This window comes from Vibrio sp. St2 (assembly GCF_947311885.1).
Lineage (GTDB): Bacteria > Pseudomonadota > Gammaproteobacteria > Enterobacterales > Vibrionaceae > Vibrio > Vibrio coralliilyticus.
Genome location: NZ_CAMZNA010000009.1, coordinates 1 through 13,491, shown reverse-complemented (window position 1 = coordinate 13,491; position 13,491 = coordinate 1). Strand labels below are relative to the sequence as shown.

General features: G+C 44.9%; 9 protein-coding genes and 1 tRNA gene. 2 read left to right on the top strand and 8 right to left on the bottom strand.

Annotated features, from left to right (window positions below; genetic code table 11):
* Positions 1 to 3 precede the first annotated feature (3 nt).
* The 7 genes from QMA41_RS20355 to QMA41_RS20325 form a co-directional block, all read right to left on the bottom strand.
* Positions 4 to 846 (bottom strand): ABC transporter ATP-binding protein, encoded by an 843-nt coding sequence (locus QMA41_RS20355; protein ID WP_281630470.1) that lies wholly within the window; start codon positions 844 to 846, stop codon positions 4 to 6.
* Positions 847 to 858: 12 nt separating this feature from the next.
* Positions 859 to 1,827: an ABC transporter permease gene (locus QMA41_RS20350; RefSeq protein ID WP_281630469.1), complete on the bottom strand. Its 969-nt coding sequence runs from the start codon at positions 1,825 to 1,827 to the stop codon at positions 859 to 861.
* A gap of 62 nt (positions 1,828 to 1,889) precedes the next feature.
* Entirely contained in the window at positions 1,890 to 3,263 is a 1,374-nt protein-coding gene (locus tag QMA41_RS20345; protein ID WP_281630468.1) for a CmpA/NrtA family ABC transporter substrate-binding protein, read from the bottom strand.
* Between the two features lie 261 nt (positions 3,264 to 3,524).
* Positions 3,525 to 4,106: an ANTAR domain-containing protein gene (locus QMA41_RS20340; RefSeq protein ID WP_281630467.1), complete on the bottom strand. Its 582-nt coding sequence runs from the start codon at positions 4,104 to 4,106 to the stop codon at positions 3,525 to 3,527.
* Between the two features lie 92 nt (positions 4,107 to 4,198).
* Positions 4,199 to 5,155, bottom strand: coding sequence for a glycosyl transferase family protein (locus tag QMA41_RS20335; RefSeq protein ID WP_281630466.1), 957 nt, complete (start codon positions 5,153 to 5,155; stop codon positions 4,199 to 4,201).
* A complete protein-coding gene (gene cobA / locus QMA41_RS20330) occupies positions 5,152 to 6,033 on the bottom strand; it encodes a uroporphyrinogen-III C-methyltransferase (RefSeq protein ID WP_281630465.1) in 882 nt (293 codons plus the stop codon). Before cobA ends, QMA41_RS20335 begins: the two co-directional genes overlap by 4 nt.
* An 11-nt stretch (positions 6,034 to 6,044) precedes the next feature.
* Positions 6,045 to 8,642 carry a nitrate reductase gene (locus QMA41_RS20325; protein ID WP_281630464.1) on the bottom strand — a complete coding sequence of 866 codons (2,598 nt, stop codon included), beginning with the start codon at positions 8,640 to 8,642 and terminating at the stop codon, positions 6,045 to 6,047.
* An 824-nt stretch (positions 8,643 to 9,466) separates the two neighbouring features.
* Between QMA41_RS20325 and QMA41_RS20320 the strand changes: the two genes are divergently transcribed.
* Together QMA41_RS20320 and QMA41_RS20315 are read left to right on the top strand one after the other, a co-directional pair.
* Positions 9,467 to 10,702: an alpha-xenorhabdolysin family binary toxin subunit A gene (locus tag QMA41_RS20320; protein ID WP_064486239.1), complete on the top strand. Its 1,236-nt coding sequence runs from the start codon at positions 9,467 to 9,469 to the stop codon at positions 10,700 to 10,702.
* 127 nt (positions 10,703 to 10,829) lie between these two features.
* Positions 10,830 to 13,229, top strand: coding sequence for a hypothetical protein (locus QMA41_RS20315; protein ID WP_281630463.1), 2,400 nt, complete (start codon positions 10,830 to 10,832; stop codon positions 13,227 to 13,229).
* A gap of 104 nt (positions 13,230 to 13,333) precedes the next feature.
* Here the strand turns inward: QMA41_RS20315 and QMA41_RS20310 are convergent.
* Positions 13,334 to 13,407, bottom strand: a tRNA-Cys gene (locus QMA41_RS20310).
* Between the last annotated feature and the right edge of the window lie 84 nt (positions 13,408 to 13,491).

Genomic DNA, 13,491 nt, shown 5'->3' with positions numbered 1-13,491 from the left:
TCCTTATGCTGTCTTCGCAGGTGCAGGTTTGCTGTTTACTTTTTTCTTATCTGCTGGCAACTCTTGTTTCGATTGTTTTTCGTACAAGAATTTCAAAACAGATTGGCGATAGCGCTGATAAACAGGGTTATCCGCCAGTTCCACGCGATTTCGTGGACGAGGAAGTTCAATTTCCAGAACTTCACCAATGGTTGCCGCTGGTCCGTTAGTCATCATGACTATCTTGTCTGAAAGCAGCACAGTTTCATCAACATCGTGAGTAATCATAATCACGGTATTGTTTAGCTCCGCCTGAATGTTCATTAATGAGTCCTGAAGGCGTGCGCGTGTTAGTGCATCCAACGCGCCAAACGGCTCATCCATAAGCAAGACTTTTGGCTTGAGTGCCAGTGCTCTAGCGATCCCAACACGTTGTTTCATCCCTCCAGAGATTTCATCCGGTTTTTTATCTGCGGCTTGAGTCATCTGAATCAGGTCAAGGTAGTGCTCAACTTGCTCGCGAATCCAGTGCTTACCTTTACCACCCGCCACCTGCTTTACCGCCAGCTCAACGTTTTGATATACCGTTAACCAAGGGAGTAAGGAATGATTCTGGAACACAACAGCCCTATCAGGCCCTGGCCCGCTCACTTCACGGCTATCGACAATCACGCCACCATCAGTGGGTAGGTGTAGCCCAGCGACAAGGTTGAGGACCGTTGATTTACCACATCCGGAGTGGCCAATCAGCGACACAAATTCGCCTTTATTAATTTGGAGGTTGACGTTTTTCAGCGCGATAAACTCACCATTGGGTGTCGGGAATCGCATTCCAAGTTGCGTCAAATCTAATAGTGGTTTTGACATCATTAATTCCTTTTATCGCAACGCTTGCTGTTTGTTCCATGAAAGCCATTTCTGAAGCTGCAACATTCCTCTGTCGAGCATTAGTCCAATAAAGCCAATCGTAATAACAGCGACCATAATCCGCCCTAGTGATGCTGAACTGCCGTTTTGAAATTCATCCCAGACAAATTTCCCTAGCCCAGGGTTTTGCGCCAACATCTCGGCCGCAATGAGTACCATCCATGCAATACCAAGCGATAACCTGAGGCCGGTGAAGATCATAGGAATAGCTGAAGGCAGAACAATGGTTCGGATATGCTGCCACCAAGAGAGCTGCAGTACCTTGCTGACGTTAATCAGATCTTTGTCGACACTCGTAACACCTACAGCAGTATTAATTAAAGTCGGCCATAAGCTACACAAAGCAACCGTCAGTAGTGAGTTAATAAAAGACTTCGCAAACAAAGGATCGTCACTCACATAGGTCGCGCTCACTACCATGGTGACAATAGGTAACCAAGCCAATGGCGATACTGGTTTTAGTAATTGAATGATTGGGTTAAATGCTTGATAAAGCCCTTGGTTGAGCCCTAGCATTATTCCAAGTGGAATCGCAATCAGTGTCGCCAACAAAAATCCGGCTGCCACCGTAATTAGGCTGGTGATGATCTGGTCAAAGAATGTCGGCTTTCCTGTATAAGGCCTTATCTTCACTTTTGCTTCAGGATTCTTTGCCAACTTTGCTGCGTTGCGCTTTTCCTGACGTTCAATGAAAGCTTGTTCTTTGTCTCTTTCTTGCCAATGTTCGTTAACCAGATTACTAAACTGATGATATGTCTGAACTGGCCCCGGCAATGTGCCGAGTGATGTTTCGACCTGACGGGCGCTTAAATGCCAAAACATAAGAAACATCAGAATGCCGATCAGAGGGAACAAAACCAGTTTACTTTTATTAGCCACCAGCTTGGGGCTGGAAACCAGCGATATGACATTGCTAGGCATACTTACTCCTTTACTTCTTAATTCCTTTTTAAAGGAGAACAGATTGCTCCCCTTCATTGCCTCTAAACCTTGTCTTTACCTTTCAAACCAATACTGAACTTCTTGAGGTAGGCATTAGGCTCTCGACCGTCGTAAACAATGTTGTCGATGAAATGGGTTTGAGGAGCTCGAAAGCCATCTTCCTTAGCGAAATCTGGGAAATCTTTCGCAGTCAGAACACCGTCCTCTATTAATGCATCGGCTGCTTGCTGGTAGATATCTGGTCGGTAGACTTTTTTCGCGATGTCCATGTACCAGTCATCCGATTTTTCCTGAGAAATTTGGCCCCAGCGGCGCATTTGCGTCAGATACCAAATGGCGTCGCTGTAGTAAGGATACGTTGCGTTGTAACGGAAAAAGACGTTGAAATCCGGCACAGCTCGCTTGTCGCCTTTTTCGTATTCAAACGTTCCTGTCATTGAATTCGCGATCACTTCTGCATCTGCACCAACGTACTCGCTTTTCGCCAGCAGTTTGACTGCTTCGTCTCGGTTCGCGTTGTTATTTTCATCCAACCAATGTGCCGCTCGAATTAAGGCTTTCACAACCCGTATGTGGGTATTTGGGTATTTCTCTGCCCATGACTTCGACACGCCGAATACTTTTTCTGGGTTGTTTTTCCAGATTTCATAATCAGTGACGACCGGCGCGCCAATCCCTTTAAACACCGCCTGTTGATTCCAGGGTTCACCTACACAGTAACCTTTGATGGTACCCGCCTCCATGGTTGCTGGCATCTGTGGTGGTGGTGTCACGCTCAGCAATACATCCGCATTGACTTGTCCGCTGTTATCACCCGTTTCAGGTGCGTAGTAGCCGGGGTGTATCCCGCCTGCAGCTAACCAGTAACGTAGTTCGTAGTTATGTGTCGATACTGGAAACACCATCCCCATGTTGAAGGGCTTACCTTCATCAAGGTAGCTTTCGACAACTGGTTTGAGTGCATCCGCTTTGATTGGATGAACAGGTTTTCCATCAGCCTGTTTGGGGATGTGTGGCTTCATCTCTTCCCAAGTATCATTAGAGACAGTGATCGCATTACCATTTAGGTCCATGCTAAACGCAGTGATAACTTCAGCCTGCGTCCCAATACCGATGGTTGCCCCCAAAGGTTGACCAGATAACATGTGCGCACCGTCAAGCTCACCGTCAATGACACGGTCAAGCAGAACCTTCCAGTTAGCTTGCGCTTCCAACGTGACATACAGACCTTCATCTTCAAAAAAGCCTTTCTCGTAAGCAACCGCAAGCGGTGCCATATCAGTGAGCTTGATAAAGCCAAACTTGAGATCTTCCAGTTCAGGTTCGCCGAGTTCAGCCCAAGCAGACGGTATAGAGACCGATAATGCTAGGGGAAGAGCCAATAGTGATTGTTTAAAAGTTGACGTCCATTTCATTCGCTTTCTCCAAATAAAAAGCGCTACTGCTCTTTCGAGCAGTAGCGCCGTTGCATTCCTTCATTACCGCCGTTGGTAACGTTGAATCGCGTGTGAACCAAATTTCTAAATTATCTATTCCAAGTTACGTGCCAATACTATTTTTCTTTGTGTTTCATAACCTTATAAACCTGAATCATTTAGTCGAAATGATTGATGCTATTAAGTTGTGCATACTGCACCATTACGGAAATTTATGCCTAACCCCAAAGAGGTAGCTCGCTATTTCAAGGTTTCTAAAGTGATCAATATGTTTTTCGCCACTTTAGCCAAGGTCTGGCTCGACTGCATTGCAGATTTTCGCATCGCTTTATAGGCAGACTCTTCATCCACATTATGCATTTTCATCAGCAACCCTTTGGCTTTTTCTATCATTTTTCGCTCTTCCAGTTTCCCTGCTAAGGATTCAATTTCAGACTCCATCGCCAGCAATGATGCCCTCGCAATAGCGGCATGTTCGAGCCAAGGTTTAAGGCTAAGATCAGAATCGGCAGGTAACAAAACGTAATCCATACGCTCTGGTAAACGATTAATATCATTGGATAAAAACTGCTTAATCACGACGAGTAATGGCCGCTGTTTCTCGCGACAAACATCAATGATTAAACGGAGTTCTGCACTGGGCTGTTTCCAACCCGCTACAACATTGGCACCCGGCTCACGTTGCAACAAGGCTTCAAATTGGCTTAGCTGACATCCAATGACATCGTCATAATCCTGAGCCAATAAGGTGGTCAGCCTTGCTTGTTCTTCCAGCGAATCGCAGCAAACAATGGTGGGAGTTTTAGAGATTTTCTTTTGCATAACATTCCTTGTTTTATCTCTTTGCTTGTAAGAGACATAACAAGGAATGTGCCAGAGTGATTAAGTCAACTTAGGAAGGGGCTCAAAAATGCTTATGAGCGAGACTCACAATGTTTTGACCATAGCTGATAAGCTTGCTCAAAGGATTTGTCTTTATCGCCCGTTTCAGCAAACAGAATGCTAGCCATTGTGGTAACAACTGTGTTCGCCATCATATTCAGCTCTACCTCTGGCGTACCTAGCGGGCACTCATCAGGCAATGGAATGTCTGTGAGCATTTGTTCCGTCCAATAGTGCGATTCCACGCCGGAAGGCGTACTCATCCAAACCGTTTGACTGACCTTAGGGTTATATTCGGACTCCCCAGATTGGCCTTTGAAGGACACAACCGCATGGCGAGTCAGCCCGATTTCACTCTCTACTTCGGCATGCAACTGCTGAAATCCGGGGTGAAAGCTGCCACGAATGCCAATCTTGGCACCACCTGGGTTTAGCGCTCTCACAACGGTGTTAATTGGGGTACGTAAACCATAGCGATTTTTCCAACCAATCATGGTTTCGGCTTGAGGCGCGAAATACTTGAGTGGTAAGTATGCAATGTTGCATTCTTGGAGCACATTCATGGCGTGCTCAGCGGACTCAACCTTTTTGACATCCAGCACACTCAGGTAATCTTCTGCATGCTCTCGCCCAGCGGGCCTATCATGATATCCGTGCAAGAGCACTTTTCTGCCACTATCAGCCAGTATTTTCGCTGCCAACAGATGCCATGGTTTACCTGCGGCTTTTCTTTTACCTGCATAACATGGCCAGTCAATATCAGCGCCAATGTTAGGTACTCGAGATTGAAATGCTTTCACGAAGCCAGCGATTTCTTGACGAGTTTCATTTTGCACACGAATCAGCATCAGCAGCATAGCCATCTGATCATCGTCGCATCGTCCATCAAGGTAATCATCCATGACGTGAAAAGCTTGATCAAACGTCAGTGGCTTACGGCCTCGTTCACCTCGACCCACTGTTCGAATACATTCCTGAATTATGCTCATGTTACCTCTTGAGAAATCACCGACTCTACGGTCGCGTTAAGTTGTTCACGAAGTGTGACGACTTCCCCTAAGATAATCAATGCCGGACTCACACCTTTCAGCGCTTCTGACAGACTTGTTAGGCGGCTTAAGCTTGATACATAGACTTTCTGCTGAGAGCTACACCCGTGTGTTACTACCGCTAAAGGAAAGTCATCTCTCATACCGTGACAGAGCAATCCATCTTGTATCTCACTGGCCTTTTCCAATCCCATATAAAACACCAACGTTTGCCCAGACGATACGAGTTGAGCCCAAGCAGGTAGCGCGCCTGATACGACTTGCCCCGTCACAAACGTCACGCTTCGGGCCAACGCTCTGTACGTCAATGGAATGTAGGACGCCGCTGCACAACCAATTGCGGCGGTGATGCCAGGTACTACTTCATAATCAATGTTGTTTTGCGCCAGCAGTAGCCCTTCTTCACCACCACGACCAAAAATAAAAGGATCGCCTCCTTTAAGCCTCACGATCATATAACCAGACTCTGCTAAATCCACCAAAATCTGACTGATTTCTTCCTGTTTTAAACTAGGCTGACCACAGCGTTTACCTACATAGATCAGTTTCTCGGCCTTTTCTGCTAGATCTAAGATCTCTCGATTGACTAAGCGGTCGTAAACCACCACATCAGCCTGCTTAATTAGTTTTAACGCTTTGACGGTCAGTAAGTCAGGGTCATTTGGACCAGCGCCAACTAGATAGACTTTTCCTTTTGTTCGATAGCGGTCAAGTTTGTGTAGCTTACAAGAATCGTTATACAGTCGACGGTGTTCGCTGAAGCTTGCACCATTCAAGTCTGAATATGAACCTTCCCTTAGATTGATATCGTATTTCATCTTATGCCCCTTTATTTCATCACTGCTGTCTTAGCACTATGCTCATTCACTAACGCTTCAACCTGAGGAATACACGAGCCGCAATTAGTTCCGCATTTGAGCTGATTTTGTAATTGGGAAACATTGTGACAACGACCGCTCTCCAAAGCAGAAGTAATCTGTTTGTCGCTAACTCGAAAACAGCTACATACCAGTTGGCTGGACTTCTCACTAGAAGCAACCGTAATTAGCTCAGCAAATGACAGTGGTTTACCAATCAAATCAATCAGTTTGGTGTAGTCAATTTCAACAGGCTTGGGGGAAACAACAAGGATAGAAGTGACAATTCGGCAACTTGAGGTCTCTTCATAATCAAAAGCCAGCCAGCCTACTGGCAGATCAAGCATGATCCTCTGTTGGTTAGATTTCTGACCATAAGACTTGGATACGCGTTTTGTATTAGCAAATCGCCAAATGCCAGACTGCTTTTCCGCCTGAAATGCACAGTAATCAAAAGACTCTTTAGAGAACTGAGCACCAATGTACAAACCGTAGCTAGCAATCTTCTCTGGCAATACTTCAACACGACTGGACTTAAAAGCTGGCTGCCCAGAATAAGGGTCGACTAAGCGGCTTACCACTGCATTAACTTGACTATTTCCAGCATAATCTCCAGCCCAATGCATCGACATATACAGCTGTTTTATCGGCAGGCTGTCTTCAATCGTGGTTTTAGCCAGTATGCTGTTGGCACCGTTCACAACTCTAATCAACTCACCCTTTTTAGCACCTAATAGATCGGCGGATAATTGGCTCATATAAACTGTAGGCTCCAATTCGCTGGCAGCCAGATGAGCAATGTGCCCTGTTCGTGTCATTGTATGCCACTGGTCTCGCTGCCTACCTGTATTGAGCCACCAGTGCGGATCTTGAGCTTCTGGCAGCTGGTCACTGACAACAAATTTTGCCTTGCCATCAGGAAAGCTAAATTTTCCATCTGAAAATGGCTGGTCTTTACCCCACTGTTGCGGCCGCCAGTCGTCATATTCTTGTTCGGAGATATCTGCATGTTCAGAGAGATCAAGCATCAGCGATGAGTCTTGATTTAATCCTGTCATGGCGGAGAACTCTCTAAATACTTGCACCTCATTGGAGAAACCAAATCCGTTTGCTATTTCCATTCGCTCACAAAGCTTCTTGCCCACTTCACAAATCGCTTGCCAGTCTGGCTTAGCACACCCAGGTGGTTGAATAAATCGACGTTGCCGAGTTATGCGTCTTTCTGAATTGGTGACCATGCCCTGCTTTTCTCCCCAGCCAGCGGCCGGTAAAAGGAGATTGGCGTATTTCGCAACATCAGAATCAGGCGTGATGTCAGAAACAACGACCATTGGACAGCGTTCCAATGCTCGACGGACGTAGTCATGATCCGGCATGGATACCACGGGATTCGTCGCCATGATCCAGATAACCTTGATATCACCACGTTCAACCGCTTCAAACATCTCTACCGCTTTCAATCCCGGTTTTGTCGCAATATCAGGTGAGCGCCAAAACGCTTTAATAACGTCAATCGATTCTTGGTCGAAGCCGCGATGAATCGCTAGCTGATTGGCCAGCCCGCCGACTTCACGCCCACCCATGGCATTGGGCTGGCCAGTAATCGAAAACGGTCCTGCGCCTTCCATACCAATAGAGCCAGTGGCTAAATGCGCATTAATGATCGCATTACCTTTGTCTGAACCAGTTTGTGACTGGTTTACACCCTGACAAAATACCGAAACCACTTTTCGCGTTTCACTGAACCAGCGATAAAATGTCAGCAGTGATTGTTTATCAATGCCAAGTGTATCGCTCAGTTGAGCGAGAGTGAATTTGGAACTTTTGAGCTTTTCCGCTAATTGGTCGAAGCCTGAAGTGTTCCGCTCAATAAATTCAGTATCCAAGCAGCCAGTGTCAATACAGTGCCTTATAAGCCCATCGAAAAGCGCGATATCAGCATCGTTGGGGATAGAAAGATGCAGATCCGCTTGTTGAGCCGTTACCGTTTTTCGAGGATCAATCACAACGAGTTTCAGCTTTGGATTTTTTTCTCTTGCTTGCTGGATACGCCTGAAGATCACTGGGTGTGTCCATGCAGTATTCGCGCCGCATATAACAATGAGTTCAGCTTTATCTAGGTCGCTATAGTTGACTGGTACCACATCTTCCCCAAACGCACGATTATGTGCCACTACAGCAGAAGACATGCAAAGCCGTGAGTTGGTATCAATGTTCGCACTGCCGACAAAGCCTTTCATCAACTTGTTTGCGACGTAATAATCTTCAGTAAGAAGCTGGCCTGATACATACATCGCTACAGAATCAGGACCTTCCGTTTTTATTGAGTTGTTCATGGCTTCTGCAATCACATCTGTCGCTTCATCCCAACTGATTTCTTTGCCATTGAACTTAGGGTAAAGCAAACGAGACGGCATATTGAGGCTCCCAGCTAGCGCTGAACCTTTAACACACAGCGCCCCTTTGTTCGCAGGATGCGCATCGTCACCTACAATCTTCCCTTTATCGACTTTCACCCCACAACCGACTCCACAATAAGGACAGGCTGTATTTATACATTCCGTTGTCATCACTCACTCCTTGAAATAAAAAAGCCTCCTCCACTGCTTTAGTGAAGGAGGCTCCATTGCCGTGACGTTGTTGTACACTCTTTTCTAACTCGCGACTTTGAACGCGAGCAAAACCAGTGCCATACTAGGATTTTAAATAATTCAATAAGTTACCATTTCAACCACTTCTCAGTCGCACCAACTCTGTGCATCGTAATACCATAGTGGTTCGCTTCATCGGTATCTTCATCAACTAAACATGCGCACTACTTTCGGAATTTGAGTACGAACGTACACAGGCTAACATTGTTAAATTATTCTCCTCTCTTCCGAAAATTAACTATTAACTCTTTTATCTAATTATTGGAGATTTATTTGGGCAATTTGTTCCAACAATGATTTATTTAAATAAATCACCACACAATTAACCACAAATATTTTACAGATATACAGTTATTTAAAACATGCGTTTGGAAAATAAATTATTAAATAATTTAGAATAACAAATCTATCACTTAAGCTTTTGTTTTTATGAGTTAATAACTATTGAGACCTTTATTTATCTGGCCTGCCATTTATTTAACTTTTACTAATTTAAATATTACTAAAAATGGTGCGAACAAACATTGATCAGAAAATTATATTTTATGTGATCAATAACGCATTCTAATCGATATCATTGCTATAGATTTAGCCAAAATGCTTGACGGAGGTAATAAAAAACAAATTTACAAAGAACCATATTAAAACAACACAGCTTGCTAGAAATATAAAACTCAACTCTTTTTACTATATAAGATGCTTTAAATGGCAGGGTCGAGTACAAATAAAAATAAGGTATTAGAATGAAACACATAAAAAAGCCACTTCTGCTATCAACACTTTGTTTAAGCTTAATCGCCGCTGGTGTACAGGCTTCTACGTCAAATCAGGCACTGACTCCAAACTCTGCTGAGCAACAAATCGGCCAGATCAGTTACGACACCATTATGGGTGAAAACGGTGCGTTTATTGACTTGGATACAGACGAGTTTGTTCTAAATCAGAAAGAATGGTTCCAGATTCAAACATACGTCGAAGGGGCTCTCTCTTTACCGATCACAGAAGCGAGCATGAAATCCGCGTTTGATATCGCTGATGATGTCCCGTTCTCAAACTTTAAAGCGTTGATGGAGCAATACGGCAAAGTCCACGCAGAGGCCTTTTACTGGAAAGAGGACCTTTATCCTGACATCGTCGATTTGGCATTGTCGCTATCCAATTACAATGACATTCAAAAGTACATGATCGATCCACTGAGCGATCAACTGACTGTCATCCTCACCAAGTCTATTTCGCCACTGCCAGCAGATGTTCAGGCTGTAGAGCAAGCACGTCAGCTTTCTATCGCGTACTTGAGCGCGCTGAAGAACTTCTCAGTGAATAATCAACAGAAGGTAGAAAAAGCCAGTGAAGACTTGCTGACTTTCGCTACCAAGATTGAAGAGCAGAAGTTACAACTGGATGTGTTGAAGAGCACTCATAGCGGCTATCTGGAAGATGATGGCAGTGCACTTCAGCAGCGAGTGAATGACCTGAACAACCGCATCAACCAACTTAATAAAGATTACGATCACTATGTGACTGTTGCTGCGACAGCTGTCACTTATGCTTGGTTCCCGGCGGTGGCGGTTCCTATCATGGGTGTCTACGGTGACAAAGCAGAGAAAGCAAGAAAGCTTCGTAATCAACTTCAGGACGAAGCAAAGGTGCTTGAGGCTCAACTGTCTACTACTCAGAAGATCTACAACTCGTACTCTCGTTCAACAGAAAGCATCAACATCATTTCAAGCAAAATCGAGAATGCGATCCCTTATGTCAACAAGCTAAAGCTGCACTGGCAGAAGATGAATACCGATTTCGACTCACTGATCGTTGCACTTGAAGCTGCTGAGTCAAATACTGAAATTCTACAATCTAATGCTGTTCTGGCCGCAGCGGGAGCGATGGCAAACACCGCAGTTGCAGAGCAAAACTGGAACAGTATCAGCGAAAAAGCCAAAACATTCGCTAACAACGCATACATACAAAAAGCCGAATAACCCAATTCCGGCATAAACCAATAACGGGATTCAGTCCCTAAATACCTTCCCCACCCGCGCTTACGCGCTGGGTGCGGGAAAGGCTACTCAAAATTTTGCTTGGGTAGCACCTCATAAGGAAATAAAAATGAAAACAATCCTTGCACTTGCTGTTACCGCAGCAGTATCGAATGGGGTTATGGCCTCTGACTGGCTGGACATCAATAACCTGCCTGCGAACACACAATACCCGGAGTGGCTTGATAGCCCATACTCAAAAACAGACCCAATCACTCGTTCAACTTCTGATCTGTACGTCAATCTTAAAGAATGGGTAACACAGCAAAATCTGTATCAAACTAAACCCACTAAAGTGTATATCTTTGCCGATACTCTTGAAGTTACCGATAACTTCAATCTGGTGATGAATAACCAGAACATTGTTATCTTTGCTCGTAAAATTGTTGGTTCTGGCGTCCCTACGTTCGTCCTGGGTCAGCAAGGCGCGGCGGCTTCCATTACCGTTATCGCAGAAGAAATGGAAACACCATTTAATGTACTCGCTTTCACCCCAGATGGAGGCGTAACTGCCGACACAATAGGAACCAGCGAAAGTACGGGTACTTCCATTATTCTCTCTGGCGAGCATTACATCAAACAACAGCTTGTCGATGACCTTGCCGCCAACTTCCAGCTTGCAAAGTCGCAATTTTCAGACATTGTGAACCGTTCATTCGATATGGCCATCAGCCTGTATGATGAACAGCCTCAGACTAGCCTAGCCTTGCTTAACTGGGTAGAGCGCAGTATGCGTAATGCAGGCACGACAGTATCTGATGATCCAATACTGACTGATCTGTACTTACAAACCGTTGCGTTCAAACAGTTTACTGATTTGAGTAGTCGTTCTGACAACTTCGTTCCTTACCTTGATCGTTCACTCTATCAGGACAAGTACAAGGCATATCTTGATGCCATGATCGCCTTTGAGCAAAAACGCGATGTCGTTGCGGACCGAAATACTCGAGTTGAAGATAAGATTGAAAACGCTCAACTCGCACTAGGCAATATCGAAGATGTTTTACAATCTCAGAACGCTGTTGTTGAGCAGTCAGAACAAAACATTGCCAAGCTGCTTGATAGTGTCACTGAGGTGGAAAGCCAGTACAAAACTCAAGAACTTACTGCTTTAAGTGCTCGCAGCGATTACCTCTATGGCGTTGAAGTATGGAAAACTCAGCAGCAGCTTAACGCGGCGTTAGCAATATTCAAAGCCATCGCAGAAATTGGTAGCGCGGTCAGCGGCGTGTTTACGGGTAACTTGTCAGGCATTAACGATGTCACTGAACAATTGGCTAAAACACCAGAAGCTCTTGATAAAGCTAAAAACCTTGTGACTAACGTAAAGAATGTGACAGGTATTATAGATAGCATTACAAAAACAGTCGCGGGTATCGCGTCTCTGACAACAGAAGTGAAATCCACTATTAAGATGCAGCGTATCTCAGAGACGATGGATTCTTTCGATTTCGCGGTGCCTTCTTTGAATGAAAGTAACTTGGCCTGGGATCTTATGATAGCAGAGGTTAGAAGTAACCTACGCTACGCGGATTCTCTTGGCATTAAAGGGGCGCGAGTCTACCTGCTTGAGTTGGAAAAACAGGTTTTGCTTGGTAAAGCAATTAACGCTTCACAACTCAACCTTGTTCAGGAACAAGCCAAGCTGGTTGATCTCCTTTTAACGCGTAAAGTGACCATTAATCAGAAAGAGCGTCTGAATCAGCTAATTGCGAATGCCTCTGATGACAGCAATGCACTAGAGAAAGTTGAGCAGGAATTGGCACGTGTTTCGCTCCACTTCAAACGACCTATGTTTGTAGCACTTTCAAACTACGTCGCAGCCTATGAATATTGGGCACTTAAAGACAGCGACATTAAACCAAGCCTGAACAAAACCTATCTTGACTATCAGTTTGACTTAGCGGCCATTGAAAACGAGTACGTCAATGCTCTGAATCGATTCCAGCCAGCACCACAGGATTTCAACATCGACAACTTCATCGTTGATGACCCTGAACAAATCGCAGCTTTGGTGAAAACGGGAGAATTTAATTTCAATGTGCCACTAGAACAATCTCAGTTCTGTGCGTTTGACCGAGTTAGACTCGATAAGATCCGTGTCTTCTTCGAGGGTGAAAATCTTCCTTATGGCAAGCAGTTCAACCTGAGCATCTCAAATGGTGGTATCTATTACGACCGATTTGAACGTGAAGACTTTAAGTTCAGCGCGAACCCGCTGACACGTGCCTTCTACTACCGTCTTGACGACGCTTTAAGCAATCAGGTCAGCATCATAACCGATGGGGCATTATCAGATAAATTCGCATACGCCTACTTCGAACCAACACCGTTCACTAACTGGAACGTCGCACTTAACAATTTTGATCATAACAATGCAGATAATAATCAGTATCTGAACTCGGTCGAGCGTTTAAGAGTTGAGTTTTCTGGTAATGGAATACCGAACGGAAGAGGTTGTTCAAACTGAGGAGAGTACAATCAAACAATAATAAACCACTATCTAAAATGATTTTTTCGATACGCAGATACAAAAAAACCAGCCAAAGCTGGTTACTGTATTCTCGTAGAGAATGGAGGCGCGTCCCGGAGTCGAACCGAGGTCCACGGATTTGCAATCCGCTGCATAGCCACTCTGCCAACGCGCCTCATTTTTTAGATGGTGCCCCGGGCCGGACTTGAACCGGCACAGCGCGAACGCCGAGGGATTTTAAATCCCTTGTGTCTACCAA